The sequence below is a fragment of the Bacillus sp. FJAT-42376 genome, from assembly GCF_003816055.1.
GTDB lineage: Bacteria > Bacillota > Bacilli > Bacillales > Bacillaceae > Metabacillus_B.
In genome coordinates this window covers 1,000,305-1,019,453 of the sequence record NZ_CP033906.1, presented here as the reverse complement: position 1 = coordinate 1,019,453, position 19,149 = coordinate 1,000,305, and the positions used below count along the sequence as shown (strand labels likewise).

The window sequence follows — 19,149 nt, the reverse complement described above, 5'->3', positions numbered from 1 at the left end:
AATGGAAATCATGTTTGATAAATAGATGGACTCAGTAACGGTGAGAATAACGTTTAATATGTTACAATTTTTCACAGCGCAAGATTACTAAGAAAGGATCCGCCGAAATGAAGAAACGTTTGAATTATGCCGCTCTAATTTTGCTCGTTTTACTGCTCACAGGTTGTACAAGTGAGGATAAATGGGAGCGCTCAACGAAAGCTTCAGCAGAAGCAAGAAGGGAAGACCCTTTATCCAGCTATTCTTCTAAACAGATCGAATATGCCAGAGTCTGGCTGCAGCTTGGACCCAATCAGGAGATTGATGAATTAAATGTTCACCTTCTCTCCGCCGGAACGCCGCTTAATCCTGATGACAGCACCAGTGCTGCCTATCCTGAAGATGTGATCCAATTAGCAGGTTCCCGACTGGCAGATGGCTCCGTCACATACAGAGGGAATGGTGACGGCACGATCAATGTTTACAACGTCCCCTTGCGATGGGATGGCCAGTACCCTGCCGGCAAGAAATTTTATGAAGAGATCATCGACAATACAAAATTGGTTTCGATCGATAAGGGCAATCCTGATAAAATAGTAAAGCTCATCAACAAGATGAAGATCGTGGAGGGGTTTTAAGATCATTGCCCCTATATGAATAAAAGCAGGTTCCCGCTTATATGGGAAACCTGCTTCTTCTTAACTATGACACGAGAACTGTACGTGTTCCACCAAGCTTATTTACCAAAATTATCAAGCAATGCCCGCACTTCATCCGTCGATTTCGTGTTCATCAGCTTGCTTCGCAATTCAGCCGCTCCAGGGAATCCCTTTACATAAATTTTGAAAAAGCGGTGAAGCCCCGTGACGGAGCGCGGCACGGTCTCCGCATATTGATCCTGAAGATCAAGCTGCAGCCTTAATAGATCCAGGTATTCTTCACTGCTGTGCTCTTTCGGCTCTTTTTCAAAAGCGAATGGATTCTTGAAAATTCCCCGCCCGATCATCACGCCGTCGATTCCGTACTTTTCAGCAAGCTCCAAGCCTTTTTGACGGTCAGGGATATCGCCATTAATAGTGAGCAGCGTATCCGGTGCAATCTCGTCACGCAGTGCTTTGATTTCCGGAATGAGCTCCCAGTGCGCGTCCACCTGGCTCATTTCATCTCTTGTCCGCAAATGAATGGATAGGTTGGCAATATCCTGCTTCAAAATATGCGCGAGCCACTCCTTCCACTCATCAATCTCCTTAAAGCCAAGACGCGTTTTCACGCTGACAGGAAGACCGCCCGCTTTGGCCGCCTGAACGAGCTCTGCCGCCACATCCGGACGCAGAATCAAGCCGCTGCCCTTTCCTCTTTGTGCCACATTCGGAACCGGGCAGCCCATATTGATGTCAATCCCCTTGAACCCCATCTCCGCCATGCCAATACTCATCTGACGGAAATAGTCAGGACGATCCCCCCAAATGTGGGCGACCATCGGCTGCTCATCCTCCGTGAACGTCAAACGCCCGCGCACACTCTCAATGCCATCCGGATGACAATAGCTATCTGAATTCGTAAACTCCGTGAAAAACACATCCGGCCGCCCTGCTGCACTCACCACATGACGAAACACCACATCCGTCACATCCTCCATCGGTGCCAGCACAAAAAACGGCCGCGGCAAATCACGCCAGAAATTAGTACTCATGTTAACGTCCATTCCTCTCTATATGGGTACATCTTTTAATTTCGGATGAAAATAAAACTCCTTTTACAATATCATGGGTTGGGGGTGATTTCAATGAGGAGTGGGTGGGGATGCTTCTAATTTATGGGGAAAATGTGCGGAGACGGGGATTTTTTAATCTAAAGGAAACTCGTTTTGTATAGTGAGTTTTGTGCGGCTGTCTGGATGAACGCGTGGATCAAGATTACATACAATCAGGAGAAAGAAAAGGGAAAAAACCATCTGGAATTATAAACCTTCTCTTTCTCCTACTCCCCTCCCAAAGGAAATGCAAGCCGGAAAACAGTGCCCTTATGTTTAACAGAAGAGACTTGAATGCTGCCGCCGTGGAGCTCGGCGATGGCGCGGGCGATGCTCATGCCCAAGCCGGCTCCTTCTGTCTGCTCATCTGTGCTTGTGCCGCGGAAGTAGCGGTCGAAGAGGTGCCGGACTGTTTCTTCGTCCATTCCCGCACCGTTGTCAGCGATCGTAACAACGGCGGATTCACCCTGTCTGCTGACCGAGGCGGTAACGCTTGTGCCCTTTGGGTTATGCTTGATGCAATTATAGATGAGGTTATCGAGCATTCGCTCAAACCAGCGTCTATCTGCTTGTATATAAATTTTTAAATCTGCGCTTTTAAAATTGAAAGGAACGTCCTCAAGAGTGCGGTCGTTGGCAAATTTAAGCATAATGCCGCGCACAAGTTCGTGCAGGTCGACCGGCTTCAGCTGATGGGGAAGCGACTGGTTTTGGAGCTGGAAGGCAAGGGAGAAATCCTCAATTAAGGCCGTCATATAATCTCCTTTTTCCCTGATCATCCTTCCCATGTCCTGCAGCTCTTCTTCATCCCATCTGTACTGTCCGCTTTCAAGCAAATGGGCGTAGCCCTGGATCGTTGAAAGAGGTGTCCTGAGATCATGGGAAATGCCGGTCATCCATTCTTCACGCGTTTTTTCGAGCCGGTCCCTTTCCTTGTCTGCGGCAGAAAGATTTTCGGCCATTTCGTAGAAAGCCCCGATCACTTCTTTATAAAGCTTGTACTTCAGGCGCATCTTTCCATTTCTTTTGAAGACTTTTTTGCGCTCTTTTTCTGTCAGTACTTCCCCGTAATTCCCGTAGCCCATCCTTTCAAGCCAGCTGGTGAAAAGCAGGAGGGGCTGGCTGTACCTGAATCCCTGCCAAAAGGAAATAGCTAACGTTAATGTGAGCAGAACAACTGTGAGGATAATAATGAGCCGAACAATTTCTTTAAGAATGGAGAATCTCACTGGCTCTGCACCTTGCTTGGGTGTATGCAGAACCCAAGTAAGACCAGATTTCGGATCCATGAAAATGGCTGTGTGGGTTTCAAATTTACCTGGTGATGTTGTCCTGACAAGCACGTCCAGCGGCTTGTAGTCTTCTTTCCTCTTTTCAGAGCCAGTTGACTGGACAACCCTCCCTTCCTCGTTTATCACCTGGATGGAGCCTTCCATTTTCTCTAATTCCCTTTCCAGCTGCTGAAGGTTTTTATCAGAGATCCTGCCATTGCTTGAATACCGTGCAAACAAGTGCTGGAGACTTTCCTGCTCATTGTTTTCATATCCAAGCATATAAAAATACGGCTTATCAAAGGTGGTATCGACTTGGGAGTAGACGTAGAAGCCTTCATATTGGTTCGTTTTTTCAATCTGGAGAATCTCGCTGACCGAGTAGGAGTCAGGCAGGAATTCAGGTGTATTTTCTGATCCGATGACGTCTCCTTCCATATCAATAACCTGCACCCAGAGATTTCGTTCTTCGAGCTGATGTTTCCACGCATCGCTGATGGTGGCCTTATTTTCCTTGATCTGTGTATCAATTGCAATGTTTTCAACGGCGCCTTCAGGGAAGTTTTGCTTCATTTCTTCTCTGTTTACATGCATCAGAAGCACAAATAGAAGGACCAGAGAAATAATCCCAACAAACACCATGATGGAAATGAACTGAAGGGAGAAGTGAAGAGCCAGTCTCCTTCTTAGTGACATTAACCCTTATTCCCCTTGACCAGCTTGTAGCCCAGTCCGCGCACGGTCACGAGCAGTTCAGGCTGGCTCGGATCTTTCTCGATTCTTTCCCGGATTCTTCGAATGTGTACCGTAACCGTATTGTCATCCACAAAGCTGTCAAAGCCCCATACAGCTTCAAGCATCTTTGTCTTCGAAATGACGGTATTCGGATGCTGGCACATATACTGCAGCAGAAGAAATACCTGGGCAGGCGTCTGCACGATTCTGCCCTCGACGATCAGTTCCCCTGCCTCTTCGTCCAGGATAAAGCGCCCGAAATCATGCTTCCTGCCAGTCTCTTTTAAGGAAGGGGCATGAGCCTGGTTCCGCCGGAGCCTCGCCTTAATTCTCGCTGCAATTTCAAGCGGGTTGAAGGGCTTCGTAATGTAATCGTCCCCGCCGATCGCAAATCCTGTCAGCACATCAAGGTCGGAGACGCGGGCTGTCAAAAAGAGAATGTAAGCATCGGAGATTTCCCTGATTTTCGGACAAATTGTGAAACCGCTCTGTCCAGGAAGCGTGACATCTAGCACCACGATATCAATGGGGTGCCGGGAAACGCACTCGAGCGCCTCTTCTGCCGTATAAGCGGTATGTATATGGGTAAATCCCTCTTTTCTAAGAACCGTTTCCATTAATTTAACGATTGATTTTTCATCGTCCACTAACAAAATTTCTGCATTCTCCACTTTTATCCACCTCGGTGAATATCGTAGCACATAAACATTACCAGAATATTAACAACTTTCCAGAAAGTTTATGAGAAAGTAAACTTCTGTTTCTTCAGGGGAAATAGAGGCTGACTATACTGAGTAGTAGAATTTAAACTTCCCAGTCTCTAGAAAATGACTATAAAGGAGGAAATCCTATGCCAAAAGAAAAAAGAGAAGAAAATGATACAGCTGAAGGTGCAGGATTGAAGAATACCCGGCCGTCCCTGGAAAGCACCAGACCGTTCGGTGCCCACATCCGTATGAGCTGGTGGAAGCCACTCGCAGTCATCGTTGTGCCATCGGTGGCGCTGGTTGTCGTGCAGGTCTTGTTCCGCCTGGCCGTTGGCCTCATTGAAGGCAGCGACGAACCGCTGTCACCTGCCTATACACCGTTGAGGTTTTTAAGCGACAGCTTGAGCATAGGGGTCACAGGTGTACTGGCGGTCTTGCTCCTCGCCTGGATGGCCAAAGTGCCATGGCGCAGCCTGCTCAGCTCACCACGGGCATTCGACAGACAGCGCTTCGTGCAGTACTTGATCGGTGCGGCGCTGCTTGTGAGCGTCGGGATCGGTGTGATCGCGCTCGTCGCACCCGAAGCACCGGGATGGACGACCTTCGGTTTTACTGGCACCACGATGGCTATGCTTGTGGTCACCTTCTTGTTCACTCCGATCCAGTCCGCAGGGGAAGAGCTGATGTATCGAAGCGCCGTCATGCCGACCGCTGCGTCATGGGTGCGTCCAGTCCTCCCTGCTTTGGCCATCGGGCTCTTGGTTTCCAGCCTTCACTTCGCGGTGATGCACGGGTCGACCGATCCCTGGCTGTTTGGGTACTTCTTCGTTGTCGGCGCCTCGACAGCGCTGATTGCGATCATCAGCCGCGGCATCGAGGCGTCGATCGCGTTTCACGTCGCCAACAACGTCATGATGTCGACCGTCAACTCGCTCATGGCGGGCGGCAAAGTTTACACCCTGGACCGTTCAACTGAAACCGGAGATGCGTCGCTGCTTATCCTTGCCGCCGTCAACATCGCCATGGTCGCATTGGTCTGGATGCGCGAACGGCGGGCGGGCGTTGCGAAGCAGCCGGGATTGACGAATGATATGAAATAAATACTTAAAATGTACCCATACTACATTCCACATACTGGTTATGGAGCTGGTATGAGGTCTTCATTTAAGAGTAAAAGCCTTTCCGTTCAATAGAGTGCAACTTTTCCTGAGAGTGTTGCGTTTAATTCTTGAAATGATCCATGCCTCTAAAATCTATCCATTTATGAAAGAATAAGATTTTAACATGCAATTATTTTAAAGGATAGAAGCAAACAACCGTTTTTCAATGAAGGGGTGATCAAGCATGTTGAATTCCAATCAGTTAAATACATCAGAAAAAACTATAAGGAAAAGCAAGGAGCCTGGATGGCCTGAAATCGGAATAATGGGCCTCACCTATTTTGTACTTGTGCTTGGTGTTGCCCAAATCATTAATTCGACCACGGAAGATGCTTCGGTTATAAGCGGAATCAGTTTTGCGGCATTATCCGGTATAGCGGGGTTAGGTGCTTTTTTTGCGGCTTATGTTTTACGTATTCGCTCAAGGGAAGCTTTTGGGATCCGGGGGACATCTGTACGGTGGCTGCTGGCTGGGATTGGTTTTGGAATTGGTGTCTTACTATTCACTCGGATTGTCGCCCTGGTTATGTTTTATATCGGAGTCAGCGGCAATAACACCCAGGCGTCTTATGAATCTGCAGCGAGCGGAGGAACACTCGCATTCATCGCTCAATTTCTGATGATTGCTGTATTGACACCGCTCGGGGAAGAATTTGCTTTCCGCGCCGTATTAACCAATGCGCTGAAAAAGTATGGTCCCTGGATCAGCATAATTGGCAGTGCTCTTATTTTTGCTGTAGTTCACGGTTTGAATGAAGTATGGCTGTCTGCTTTCGCAACGGGTTTGGCCACTGGTTATTTGTTTTACCGGACGGGCTCCGTGTGGCCCGGGGTTATCGTCCATGCAACCTACAATGGATCGATAACCATCCTGACTGCCGTTGTGGCTAGTTCTCTTTAAAGACAGGGCTCCTATCGTTGCGGAATTGATAAAGAAGGGGTAAGTCATAATGGAACCAACGATAAGTAAGGAACGAATTGATGTTATTGATTTAATTAGAGGTTTTGCGTTAATGGGTCTTCCTTTTGTTAATGTGCTGGCTCTTTGGAGAACAAACGTTAATTTATCAGGAACGCAACAGGATATTTGGGTTCAGCGTTTCTTGTATTTGTTTGTTGAAGGACGCTTTTACGCTATATTTTCCTTTTTGTTCGGATTGGGACTTTGGATTTTCTTATCCAGGGCGAAAGAGAAAAGTGACCATCCATCCACCCTTTTTATTAGGCGTATGCTGGTTTTACTTGCAGCAGGAGTCTTGCATCACCTAATATACGATGGCGAAACCTTGCTGCTCTATGCCATTATGGGGCTTCCTGTGTTTTTTCTTGATAAGGCTCCAAAACAGATGAACCTGATATTAGGGATAGCAGGGATCATTCTAGCGAGTTATCTGGAAAATAAACTGCTCGCCATTTTCCCCTTTTTCATCTTGGGTCTGGCGTTCGGGCAATATCGCGTTTTTGAAAATTATATAAGTAATCGAAAGATGTGGAAGATAGCTGCTATTCTTTCATTTATAGCAACATGTATTCTAGCTGTTTTTCTTTGGCAAGAAGCACCTGACAATGGATCGGCTAACCGTATGACTGGTATTGAGTTATCCGAAGCACAGACCGACTCGAATGTTGCCTTTTATGCCTTTACAGAATTGTCCTTAGCATTTGCTCCGTTTTTCTCTGTTTTGTACGTCAGTTTTCTTGTTTTGCTTGAACCCCATATTCGGAAAATGTTATCCCCATTAAATGCATTCGGACGAATGGCGTTTACCAATTATATTGGCCAATCCGTTATCCTGATTATCATTGCGATGTTCATTCCAGTTAATACGATAGTTTCCTACACGACTTCAGCGATAACGTGTCTCCTTGTAGTGATCGTGCAAATCATCGCTTCTTCGTATTGGCTTAAGTATTTCAAATATGGTCCGTTAGAATGGCTTTGGAGATGCGGAACGTATGGAAGTTGGCTTTCGATCCGAAGATAAACAATCAAAAATTCAAATTAAGAAACAGAAGATTTGAAAGGAGTGAGTTATTCTTGCCCTTTAAAAAGTGGTATTTCCCAGCAATCGTATTGATTGTCTTGAGCTTGGCTGGAACGGCTTGTCAGCCGCTTAATTTTGTCGACACATTGCCGGCGCACGAGCAAAAATGGGCGTTTAAACGGGACGAACTGAGTGCGCTCACCATCGAGAGCGAATATGACGTGAATATGGAGTTCATCGCCAGCCCCGATGACACCAACTATGTGGAAGTCAGTGGCAATATGCAGCAGAACACGATCGATCAGTTGAAAGAGACAGAGATCACAGGGAATACGCTGGAACTCCCACTGCAAAAGGATGTGAAATTAGCAGCACCTAACTATAAGTCTATGAAGGCGAAGGTTACTGTAGCGCTGGCAGATGAAACCAGACTGCAGCAGATCAGCTATAAAGCGGACTTGGGCAATGCCCATTTTACCGGCTTGAAGGCGAAAAATATCGACTTGTCCGTTGCATCCGGCAATCTGGGTGCGGAAGCTGTCAGCGCCGACCGATTGAGTTTAACTGCAAAATCCGGGGATATTACGGCGGACCAAATCCAGGGGGATGCAGACATCCAGCTTCACTCTGGCGATATCAGGGTGGATGGGCTGAAGGGCGCTCTCACTGCGCAGTCCACTTCCGGCAGCGTTTCTGTGACGGGGCAACAATCGGATAGCCTGGATATCTCCGTTCGCAGCGGAGATGTGACTTTGTCACCCGATCCGGAGTTCAAAGGATTCTTCGACTTGAAGACCACTTCCGGACGCATCACAGCGCCCGAATCCCCTAAAAAGACGACAGATGTGATCAAGGTAAGGACCGTTTCGGGTGATATTCGGATCCGGTAATGTGGATCGTCAGTGAAAGCGCATGGTGAAAAAATTGAGGCAGGTTTTTCCCTGCTTTTAATTAAAGGAAGGTGAGGAAATGTTCAAAGAGATACGCCGACAAAAAGCAGCGCGGCGGGTCAAGGCCGGGAACGGGCGTCCGCTAAAGGACTTCCGCTGGTGGCAGCCCCTCTCCCGTGCACTGTTTTACCTCCCATTGGCAAACGATGCTGGCCGGCAAGTCGTGTTCGCAGTTGACGTCCCGTATTGGCAGCAGTTTTTCTCAGCCGATGACGATAAAGGAACGGCCCACCTATACCTCGATGGCAAACATTATGCCGAGTCTAAACTCCCTGCCGCCTTCCCCGTGGCTGGAGGAACGATCGAGGTAGCGTCCACAGTCTTTGGCCTCAAACGCTGCCATTTCGTAACCGGCGAAGGAACGGTGCACCAGCTTATCCCGGATGAAAGTTCTGCTGAAGGACGGCGTGCCCGTCTTGATCGCGAACACCCCACTTTAAGCCGCTGGATCCGTTTCATTTCGCTGATCATGCTCATTGTTCCGATGGTTCTAGCCATCCCTCAGATCATCGATGCGGTCACTCACGTACCCCAGATCGCTCAGCGCTTCGGAACCTTCAACTCACCCGTTACTCTGCCCATGTGGATCAACATTGGACTCGGTCTCTGTGCCACAGCAGGGAGCGTGGAGCGCGCAACGCGACTGCATTGGAATGCATTTCTAGACGGGAACCTGTAGCAGGCAATTGATAGATGCTTCCTGGAATTCTTCATGGTTTAACCGAATTCCATTCTACATGAATCTTTTGCAGAAGAGCGTTTGGGGGGGATGGGTGTAATTTGTGGGAATAATGAAAAGAAGCTCTTTTTGAAGAGGATTCCTTCTTCCGCTTCGATCTGGTGAACCATTTCAAACGTTTTCTTACACAGTTCCATCCTCCTTCATGCAGGGCCTATCGGTAGAGAAAATTTGGAATTACCTTAGATCATACCGGTTTGATGTTTAACTTTGAATCTTGCAGAGGTTAATGGAAGATTTGCAGGTTCATATGCCACCGGAATTTCTGTTTTCATGAAGGAATTAAAGCTGGATGAGCCGAATAAATGAATGAGGTAGTCCCCTGTGTTTGTACGTTGAAAGATCACCTTAAACCAGTGAGGAGAAGAAATTGTATGCAAAATGAAACCAACCTGTTTTTAGAACAGCTCGACATGCATTGGCACGAGAATGAATGGTTTGCATCCCTGGATCAGGCCCTTGATGGAGTCACCGCGGCTGAGGCGTCATGGACAAGTGATGGTACAAGCAATTCAATTTGGCAGATTGTGAACCATTTGATTTTTTGGAATGTAGATGTCATCCATCGAATCAAGGGCACAGAGAATTCGCATAATGCAAAGAGTAATGAAGAAACCTTCGCGAATCCTGGAGATTCACAAGACGAAACGGGCTGGGCTCAAACCGTAAAGCGCCTTAGCGAAGTCATGAATGAATTAAAAACCGTCACCGCGGAACTAAACGATGAAAAGCTAAAAGAACCGTATGCAGCAGACAGGTACTCCATTGAGCGTTTACTGAGCAATGTCATGATGCACGGTTCCTATCATATCGGACAAATTGTTCTGCTGCAGAAGCTGCAATCCTCTTGGCGCGGGGTTGATTGATTTTAAGCAAAGCATTAATGAGGCTGGGACAAAAGGTTTTCGGCTAGTAAAAAACCGAACGATTATTTGAAACTCTGATATAGAGCTTCGTAATCGTTCGGTTTTACTGTTTTTCATGCTTTTTTCAAAGGCTATGTTAAAGCATATGGTTGTTTTTAAACACCTATTGATTGGAGCGGAAGGCGTGAGACTCCTGCGGGAGCAGCGGGACAGGTGAGACCCCGCAGTGGCGAAGCCAGGAGGAGGCTCACCGCCCGCCCCGCGGAAAGCGAACGACTGCTGCGGAAATCAACAGCCAAGTCCAAAAGTGCTTTTTTTCAAACGAAATATTCTGCTTTAAGGACAATAATTTTAGTTATGTCCCAGCCTCTTTTAATTTACAGGGGATGAAAAGACTCTTTTTCAAGTGGTATATGGCGGCTGTTCTGGTATCAAAGAAAAATCGTAACCGCAGAGTACAGCAAAAATACACTCATAATCAGCCGGAATGATCTGTCATATTTGACAAAAACCTTTTTAAACAGCGAGCCAAACCCGGACCATAAGAGTAAGGCTAACCATCCCAGAAAAATGGATAAAAACAAATAAAAGCCAATCGATTTGAGAGAATCATGAAAGGGTAAAATGAACGCACTCAGCACGGTTAAGAAAAACAATATGCTTTTGATATTGATGAGCTGAAAGATAAATCCTGATAGGAACGAGGTTTGCACCTCTCTGCCATCCTTCTTCGAACCCTTTGGCCTGCTGATCTGCCAAGTTAAGTATAAAAGATAGGCCGCTCCCGCAATCTTAAAATACGGTTCTAAAACAGGAATCCACTTGTACAGGCCTGCTGTGAAGATTCCGCTTAGTATCCCCAGTACCGCAAATCCTGCCAAAATCCCGCTTATAAACCGCCATGATCCAATAAAGCCAAATCTTCTTGCTTCATTCATCATTAGAATGTTACTGGGTCCAGGAGTAATGGATGTAATGATCACATATGAAAGAAACGCTACTATACTCATAAACTTCACCTTCTATGAACGAATTTACTATTCTACTGTTTTATTGTAAGATGAAACGATCAATTAATAAAATCGAAATTAAAAATTCCATTATCATTTTTTTCGATACATGAAGCAGAAAGGAGAAAACCAATGGAGATCAGGCACATTCTAACGTTTCAATCTATCGTAGAAATAGGCAGCTATACAGGTGCGGCTGCGAAACTGGGCTATACGCAATCCACCATCACTTCCCATATACAGGCACTGGAGCATGCGATAGGCGGTGAACTTTTCACCTACACGAATCGAAACCTGCAGCTTACTCATCTAGGCAGGGAATTAATCCCCTTAGCAGAAGATTTACTCTCTGCTCACGATCAGATCAAGAGCATGAAGAGCACAAAAGAAGTGAAAGGCGTATTAAAAGTAGCGGCACCCGAGTCTTTAACCATCTCCAAGCTAGCGCCAATCATCAAGGAATTCTCCCTCAAATATCCCCGTGTCAAATTAATATTAACCAACGGGACATGCGGACAAAATCAAATGAACTTGATTAGCGGACGGGTAGATGTAGCCTTCATGGTCTACCCGGAAGTGAAACATGAAAAATGCCTACACTATTCGCTGGGGGAAGAAAAAATCGTACTAGTAAGCAGCAAGGAAGGCCCGGACCATTTTAACGAATATAACGGCAGCCACTATTTCATCACCAATGAAGAAGGCTGCAGCTACCGCTCCATGTTTGAAAGATATCTGATCAAGCAAGGAATCCACCATTTTCAAACAATGGAACTCTGGAGTATCGAAGCCATTAAACAAATTGTGATGAGCGGACTTGGATTTTCCGCCCTGCCTTACATGACAGTCAAGGAAGAAATTCAGAACGGCAAACTGAAAATACTGCATCACTCTGGAACATTCGATCCCTTTTATTCTCATATGCTCATAAAAAAGAAAAAGTGGCTTTCCCCGGCAGTAGAGGCGTTTGTTGAGGTTGTCATGAAATCAATAGGGGATACAGAAGAAATGCACAATCTGGGGTAAGAATCAGCTAGTTAAATAGAGGGACGAAGCGGCAGTACAGCGCAATCCAGTATTATACCTGAACCCAATATAGAATACTCGCGTCCTCCCATGGTCCTTTTGCTTCCCCCATGCTTCATGTCAACGCGGAGGTGGGGGTATGTTTATTTTGTGAAGGATGATCCGTTCGCATTGGCAGATACGGATAGCTACCTTCTCTCGATTGCCATCCGCAAATTTGAAATAAGACCAAGAAGCAAAATGAATGAACAGACCATCTTTTCAAAAGGTGTCCCTAATAATTGAAGGATCAATCCGAAAGCCCAGAGTGCCGCAAAAAACCAACAGATCACGGTTATAACTCTTTTAAACGGATTAGGAATAATTCCGCCGGCAAGCAGCGTAAAAACTCCGCCAAAAACAGCAATAAAGGCACTGATCACAGATATCGGAAGCTGAGCAGAGAAGGATTCAGACCGCCCCCCATTAACCCATGTAAAGGGAATAGTGCCGCTTATGATTAAAACATGGAGTAAGATTGTCAGAGAGTAAAAACTAATCCCCATGAATACAGCTGTATTCATGTTCATTTTCCTGAGCAGTTTCAACATATAATCACTCCGCTTTTGCTATTTCGAGCTACATCCTTCTCAATATTTATGAATGAGCCAAGCAAAAAATACTACAGGCTATCTTAAATGAATGAATAAGCACGGTTCCTAGTTTCTTATAATTTATGAAAATACAAAAACCCCGAATAAGGGGCTTCTTTAAAGATGTCCATTATTCGGGGTACAGTATAATAGTGGCCAGAAACCCTAGACCAGACTGGATATGAAAATTCCCTAATCATCCCCGAAAAACCTCAATCGAGGAACGAACAAAAAATGAAGGATTTATACTCCCGGCACCGGAGTAGCCCTGAACGCATTTACAGTCTTGTCCATCACAACCTGGGCGTCACTTCCCGAATCAAGAATCGTATTTTGAAGCGATTCTTTTTCTACCAATACGGTTGTTACGGTAAGCGGCTCTGCAGCTTCGGTCGCGAGCAATGCTTCTACTTGCGCAGCGTAACAGGAGTCGCTTGTGTTGGCCTGCACCTCTGTGGCCACAACATGATTCGTCGAGATATAATTCCCATTCCCCGAAGCAAGCCGGATGATGACAGGTGTTGCACCTTTCGGCTTGATATCATGAACAACTTCAGAAAAATGATTGCCAATAACAGAATTATGATGGCCGCTGATATAAAGAAGACCATACACATCATCCAAGCCATTGTCCACACCCACAAAAGGGGTCCACGGTTCATGGTCACGCAAAAAGTGGTTAGAAGAAACCAGGTTTTCCGAACAATTCCCCTGGAGTACCACCATTCCCGGATAAAAGGAATGAAGCCGGTTGTTTGTGATACTGGAACGGGTCACACCGTCCAAATAGATACTGCTCGCCCCCCGCGGGAAAATGTTATTCGCTGTAATCAAAAGTCCGCCAAAGTTTTCAGCGTAAATGGAATATCCTTTAAAACCCGCTCCGATCAGGTTATCCGTGATTTTGGAAGCCTGCCCCCAGCCTCGCAGTTCGATGCAGTTCCCGCATTCCGCTATGAAATTATAATGAATAGACAGGGCATCTGCATGATAAATCGTGATGCCATGCTCTAAATACACAAACCCCATGCCTGTAATCCGGAATGAGTCACAGGCACTTGCCACATAAATACCTGTTTTCCCATTCGTATAGGTGTTTTCCGGATTGGCCATTCCTGAACCATCTTCCTTGAAATGCAAACCATCGATACAAAAGTTCGAAAACTCCACCGAGCTTATCCGGGGATTTCCGCTTCGCTCTACATAAAAGGCTGCACCTTTAGATTCCTCATCATTTTCTTCCAGGGGAAGATCGACGAGTATGCGGCTTCCGCCCGGCCACAATTCATGCATATCCGCCCATTCCTTTTCAGAAGCATTAAAACGAATACTCGAAGAGGTAAACCCGTGCCCAGAACCCATAATTTTAAGAAAACTGATATCAATCACGACTTGACTGACAAGATGATAATCCCCCGGCGGAATATAAATAACCGCCCCCGGCTTTCCGCCTTTCTTTACATCCGTGTCCGTTTGTCTGCTTTTTATATCCGCGATTATGCTATTGATTACTTCGCCAATGTCTTCATACGGATTGCCGATTGGCCACTCTGTTACGTCGTAATGGTTTTTGCTGGGCATATATACATTCTCCTGTCTGTTTGGGGTGTTTGTTTATGAATCCCATTTTTCTTTTGCCATCCTCAAGCACTTGATTATTTAGAAAAAAGAGCTACTGTTGATTTAGGAAGAGTAAGAGCATACAGCTTATGATCTTAAGTCCCCTTTGTAATGACCGAATCAACAAATGCACCTCACCCTGTTTTTAAATATACGCACAACAGTCCACAGAAAAAATAATAACGCTTACAAATTGTATGCTTTGACCTCTACTCCTTTTATTTTTATAATATAGCGCTTAAAAATTATTAGAAATTCCAAGATATTTTGAATAGGTTATATATTTTTAGATTTCATCCATAAACCTTCGGGACCATATGCTGGGAACCCTAGGCATAGCTTGTGATTTTATTTCACAAAATCCTTGCGGACACATAAAAAGACTACCCAATCGGGTTAGTTTCAAATGAGTTGCAAGATACACTCCACGTGTGTTACATGTTGACGACAGGAAAAAATTTAGCTATTGAGAAGAGCACAGTTCCCGATCAAAGTGCTAATTTTTTCTTTTCTGGATGGAGTTCTATACCGCCTCTTAATGAGAAATAACAATCCCATATTTATCAACCTTTTTCGTCTGGATTCTAGGAGTCATTACATGAATAGCTAGTGCTTTTCTAGGCTCGCTGATAATTAAATTTATCCTTTTAATTTCTTTATTTGTATACACATTTTTGTCTAGTATCTCAGTCAAAATCTTTACAGCACCTTCAATGGTTCTCACTAAATGTACTTTATTTTTTGATTTTAAATAGACAAATAAATTTTTGCGGAATGATTTAAACAAATCTCTATCTGGATTTCCTTGGTTACAAATCAACTGGTATTGATCGATTAATTTTCTCCTTAATTGATTTTCACTAAGTATCCTATCTAAACTTAATTTATCTTTGGTACTTGATTTAAATCTTTTGGCACACTCGCTACCTATAAGTAATTCCTTCATTGTTTTTACATTTACTAATAGGAGGTTTTGATTGTATATTGTTGCACCGCATAAGTGGCACTTAGGGCTGAAATCACTATTATCACTGCATATTACATCAGAAAACACCCACTCACTAAATGCAATATCTAACACTTGAGATTTGCTATTGTTAATTAATGTTTTTATAAAAATGTTTCGTGGTTTACTCATTTACTTATCTCTCCTTAAATTTATTCTCATTAGATAATGTAAAATAAGAGAACAAAATCACACAGATAGATAAAAAAATTTGTATCCCATTCTTTTTACTGTTCAAATATATAAAATTTTGATAGTGTTGCTGAATCACTAACACACTAATTAACAACATCAGCAACATACAATTAAGATAACAGTGAGCACAGTTTTAAACTATATTAACAAGTAATGCAAAAAGGAAAGGAGCTCTCATTCCTTTCCTTTTTGCATTACAACTCTTTTACAATTCTTTGCAACTCGCAGAGTGTATCCTTTTTAGTTTCATAATTTATTGTATAGCATTTTATTTTCTTACTATGATCTCCCTCTAAATACCATGTGTTTAGACATTCTCCACTATTGTATTTGCTGGTACGATCATGAGGATATAAGAGAACCACTGCCTGAACCGTATCATATCTAGTTAAATACGCGTACATTTGATATAAATCGTTTCTTTGAATTCCATGGGATGAGCTGAAGGGATCATATCTTTTCCACTTTGTATCGATTATTAGCGGTTTTCCGCAGTCTCCATTGATTAACAAATCAGGTTCCAATAAAAAGTTTTTACGCCCTGTATTTTCATTTACCAGCAATTTATAAGAACGGTCTTTTACTGTTACATCTTGAAAAAGCTGCTTTGCTAAATAGGCTATATATTCTTCAAATAACTCATTCATTTTGAAGAGGATTGAAAAATTTTGATTCAAGCCGTTTTGAAATAAGCTGGATGATTCTAGTAGAATTAATTTAGCCAATAAATAACTGTTATAGAAGCGCTGATTATTCCGATTAAAATGAATATTTTCTAACTGATAGACTAATACAGGAATGGCACTAACCTCTTCAAAATGCGCAATATCATGTGTTAAAAACTTTTTTGTTTCATTATTTCTAACTCTTTTCAATAGAGTATCCATGGTTTTCTTTAAGATTTGGTTTAAAAGGTTATCGGTCTTAAATTCATCATATTCACAAGCAACAGAGGTTGTCTTACTGATGGTATTACTCATTTGTTCCTTGATATTTATTTTCCCTCTAAGCCGATGAAGATGATCGTTTTCTAAAACATAGCTTCGATATAAACCCTTTTTTACTTCTTTGTTCAATCTCCTTGAAAATAAATATCCAATAATTTCGAAAAGATTTTCCTTGATCAAGGTTACTTCACTTAATTCTGATTCACTAATCTTTAAAAACCCGGAAGTATTTAGCATCTCAAGCAGCACTTTTCTAGACTGTTCTGCATTGCCGTTGACCTTAGGCAATATTTCAATGGAACAACTGGATAACCTTATGTAGCCCACATAATTGATGAATTTTACTTCGTTAATCGTAAGTATAATATTATCTTTATCCAGTTCTTTTAATTCAATATAATCAAGCAGCTCTTGAGCTTCGCGGTTTGTTAAAGCATCATCAGCCGTGTTGTTTATTAATAGCGAACCATAGCCCTCCGTTACAATTAAATGTTTCATTTTAAAAATTCAGCTGCATTCTCATATACTTTTGACATTGCTGCTGGAGAAGGATCTGGGTTTAATACATACTTTACTTGATTCTGCCCTCTTAACGTTTTACCAAAAAGCTTTTCCGAATCCATTTCATTTTTCCATAAAAAGCGATCTTGATCTTCGTTCTTCCCGCTTCCTCCCAGAACCAATTCAATCTGCTCCCAGTTTTCATAAAAATAATCCTGAAGCAAAGGAATAACTTTTGTTTGCATGACCTCTAAGTAGAAAGCAGTATCCTTGCTCCCCAAAAATAAAGCATGCCCTAAAACGTGCTCACGATCATATAAGTATTCAATTCTCTCATTGATTGTCCGAAGCATACGGCGAATGTCAATTCCCTCTGCATCTTCTGGTAGCAGAGAATAATCCGGCAGCATTTCAACAAACTCAAAACGCCTTCTCAAAGCAGTATCCAGTAATGCGATTGAGCGGTCCGCTGTATTCATCGTTCCAATAATATGTATATTATTAGGAATGGCAAAATCGTCACTCGAATACGGCAAGGTTACACTAAGTTCATTTTCCATCCCAAGTCTTTTATCCGGCTCGATCAACGTAATCAACTCGCCAAAAATTTTTGAAACATTTCCCCGGTTAATCTCATCTATTATCAGCACAAATTGTTTTTCATCCTGACTTGTTTCACTTCGATCGGACAATAGGCTCTTTAAACTTTCAATGTTGATATCCTCTCGTCCAAACATATATATGGTTTGCTGTGAGAACCGTTTTGCAGTTAAAATACTCTGGACTGGCAGCTCGGTGTCCGTATATAGCCACTCGACCGACCGGAAATGCCTGTATCCAATTTCAGAATTAGGATTGTAGTAATAGTCCCCGGTGATTTTTCCAATTGCCCTCGCTCTTTTGTTCCCGCTAGAAATGATGACAATATCATCAACATCCATCCAATTCTTAAATCTTTCCATTGCATCAATATTAAAGGAAGTTTCAGTTGGATATTTGGCTCGAAACTCTTTTTCAATCATACTCTTATCATGGCAGTTCTCGTAATCAATCTCACCGCCATAACCTAAAGCAATCACATTGTTTTCAATGCAGTATTTGAATTTGTTCTCTGTATTACTGTCGTAAATATTACCCAGTGACATTTTAAAGAAATTAATTTTACTCTCATCAAATTGATAGGTAGTTTGCCGTTCTGAAGTTTGGGGCTTTGCCATATGGCAGAGAGTTTTGAAAAGCCCATCCTTTACCTCATAACCATCTTTTTCAGGAATAAATCTAAACCCCTCAACAAAATCTTCATAACTATAAGACTGATGAAACGTACAAAACGTTATTTGATTTTTCTCTTTATATTGATTAAAAAGTTCAACAGCTTCACTTCTCCGATTTGGATTATTCAGCAAGTCCCTATCAACTGAAGGATCAAGAAGCTCTAAGCTTTTGTAAATCGTCTGATACGTTTTTCCAGTGCCTGGAGGTCCGTACATAATAATGTTTTTGGGTGTTATTTGTGACATATCATCTTTCACCTCAACTTCTTGATTTTGGTATTCATGTTGAAGACTCTTAACATTTAATTTATCTAATAATCCCTTAATAACCCACTCCCTGTCCTTTTGCCATGGTTTTTGACTGGGGCGATCATCTTTATAATGATACATTGACACTTCTGCAGTATTTTTCAAAGTGGATTTTTCGATCCATAGCTGAAGACCTTTTAGTTTGGCTTGTTCCAGTCTACCCTCTACGCTTGTCATTATTTCTTTATTGTCTTCCACTAGAAATACATGGTATGTGTCATTTGTTATTTTGACTGTAATGATTTTGTAGGCGGTATCGAAACCAATAACGTAATCTTTATGACGGATACTTTCTCTGACTTTATTTAAAATTGTTTCCTTCATACGCCCTCCATTTTATCCATTTTATCCATTTATATCCTTTTAATTTTATCCTTACATTGAAGCATACTCAATGTTTTTGTTGAAGCTGAAAAATCCTGTGTTGAATAAAACAAAAAAGCCACAATAAGGATTTCTTATTGTGACTTTTTAATCTGTTTAT

General features: G+C 43.1%; 17 protein-coding genes. 8 read left to right on the top strand and 9 right to left on the bottom strand.

Annotated elements, in window-relative coordinates:
• The first annotated feature begins 107 nt into the window (after nt 1-107).
• The gene (locus CEF21_RS05090; RefSeq protein ID WP_123913845.1) at nt 108-617 is read left to right on the top strand and encodes a hypothetical protein; all 510 of its coding nucleotides are present in this window, start codon (nt 108-110) and stop codon (nt 615-617) included.
• Between the two features lie 98 nt (nt 618-715).
• Here the strand turns inward: CEF21_RS05090 and CEF21_RS05085 are convergent, their stop codons facing one another.
• From CEF21_RS05085 to CEF21_RS05075, 3 genes are all read right to left on the bottom strand, one after another.
• A complete protein-coding gene (locus tag CEF21_RS05085) occupies nt 716-1,672 on the bottom strand; it encodes a tRNA dihydrouridine synthase (RefSeq protein ID WP_123913843.1) in 957 nt (318 codons plus the stop codon).
• A 287-nt stretch (nt 1,673-1,959) separates the two neighbouring features.
• Complete coding sequence (locus CEF21_RS05080) at nt 1,960-3,699, bottom strand: sensor histidine kinase (RefSeq protein ID WP_123913841.1); 1,740 nt, start codon at nt 3,697-3,699, stop codon at nt 1,960-1,962.
• Nucleotides 3,699-4,409, bottom strand: coding sequence for a response regulator transcription factor (locus CEF21_RS05075; protein WP_123913839.1), 711 nt, complete (start codon nt 4,407-4,409; stop codon nt 3,699-3,701). Before CEF21_RS05075 ends, CEF21_RS05080 begins: the two co-directional genes overlap by 1 nt.
• A gap of 179 nt (nt 4,410-4,588) precedes the next feature.
• Here CEF21_RS05075 and CEF21_RS05070 point away from each other — a divergent pair, with 179 nt between their 5' ends.
• The 6 genes from CEF21_RS05070 to CEF21_RS05045 all read left to right on the top strand — a co-directional run bounded on the left by CEF21_RS05070 (nt 4,589) and on the right by CEF21_RS05045 (nt 10,145).
• Nucleotides 4,589-5,545 (top strand): CPBP family intramembrane glutamic endopeptidase, encoded by a 957-nt coding sequence (locus CEF21_RS05070; RefSeq protein ID WP_123913837.1) that lies wholly within the window; start codon nt 4,589-4,591, stop codon nt 5,543-5,545.
• Between the two features lie 244 nt (nt 5,546-5,789).
• Entirely contained in the window at nt 5,790-6,506 is a 717-nt protein-coding gene (locus CEF21_RS05065; RefSeq protein WP_123913835.1) for a CPBP family intramembrane glutamic endopeptidase, read from the top strand.
• A gap of 49 nt (nt 6,507-6,555) precedes the next feature.
• Nucleotides 6,556-7,590, top strand: coding sequence for a DUF418 domain-containing protein (locus CEF21_RS05060; protein ID WP_123913833.1), 1,035 nt, complete (start codon nt 6,556-6,558; stop codon nt 7,588-7,590).
• 53 nt (nt 7,591-7,643) lie between these two features.
• Nucleotides 7,644-8,480 (top strand): DUF4097 family beta strand repeat-containing protein, encoded by an 837-nt coding sequence (locus CEF21_RS05055; RefSeq protein WP_123913831.1) that lies wholly within the window; start codon nt 7,644-7,646, stop codon nt 8,478-8,480.
• A gap of 79 nt (nt 8,481-8,559) precedes the next feature.
• A complete protein-coding gene (locus CEF21_RS05050) occupies nt 8,560-9,219 on the top strand; it encodes a hypothetical protein (protein ID WP_123913829.1) in 660 nt (219 codons plus the stop codon).
• Nucleotides 9,220-9,653: 434 nt separating this feature from the next.
• Nucleotides 9,654-10,145: a DinB family protein gene (locus tag CEF21_RS05045; RefSeq protein WP_123913826.1), complete on the top strand. Its 492-nt coding sequence runs from the start codon at nt 9,654-9,656 to the stop codon at nt 10,143-10,145.
• Between the two features lie 431 nt (nt 10,146-10,576).
• Here CEF21_RS05045 and CEF21_RS05040 read toward each other — a convergent pair whose 3' ends face one another.
• On the bottom strand, nt 10,577-11,155 hold the full coding sequence (locus tag CEF21_RS05040; protein ID WP_123913824.1) for a LysE family translocator: 579 nt from the start codon (nt 11,153-11,155) through the stop codon (nt 10,577-10,579).
• A 132-nt stretch (nt 11,156-11,287) separates the two neighbouring features.
• Here CEF21_RS05040 and CEF21_RS05035 point away from each other — a divergent pair, with 132 nt between their 5' ends.
• Nucleotides 11,288-12,181: a LysR family transcriptional regulator gene (locus CEF21_RS05035; RefSeq protein WP_123913822.1), complete on the top strand. Its 894-nt coding sequence runs from the start codon at nt 11,288-11,290 to the stop codon at nt 12,179-12,181.
• 188 nt (nt 12,182-12,369) lie between these two features.
• On the opposite strand, the gene CEF21_RS05030 is transcribed toward CEF21_RS05035, so the two are convergent.
• From CEF21_RS05030 to CEF21_RS05010, 5 genes are all read right to left on the bottom strand, one after another.
• On the bottom strand, nt 12,370-12,771 hold the full coding sequence (locus tag CEF21_RS05030; RefSeq protein WP_123913820.1) for a hypothetical protein: 402 nt from the start codon (nt 12,769-12,771) through the stop codon (nt 12,370-12,372).
• Nucleotides 12,772-13,056: 285 nt separating this feature from the next.
• Nucleotides 13,057-14,394 (bottom strand): NosD domain-containing protein, encoded by a 1,338-nt coding sequence (locus CEF21_RS05025; protein ID WP_123913818.1) that lies wholly within the window; start codon nt 14,392-14,394, stop codon nt 13,057-13,059.
• 574 nt (nt 14,395-14,968) lie between these two features.
• The gene (locus CEF21_RS05020; RefSeq protein WP_123913816.1) at nt 14,969-15,571 is read right to left on the bottom strand and encodes a hypothetical protein; all 603 of its coding nucleotides are present in this window, start codon (nt 15,569-15,571) and stop codon (nt 14,969-14,971) included.
• A gap of 257 nt (nt 15,572-15,828) precedes the next feature.
• A complete protein-coding gene (locus tag CEF21_RS05015) occupies nt 15,829-17,079 on the bottom strand; it encodes an McrC family protein (RefSeq protein ID WP_123913814.1) in 1,251 nt (416 codons plus the stop codon).
• Nucleotides 17,076-18,989, bottom strand: coding sequence for an AAA family ATPase (locus CEF21_RS05010; protein WP_206427797.1), 1,914 nt, complete (start codon nt 18,987-18,989; stop codon nt 17,076-17,078). Before CEF21_RS05010 ends, CEF21_RS05015 begins: the two co-directional genes overlap by 4 nt.
• Between the last annotated feature and the right edge of the window lie 160 nt (nt 18,990-19,149).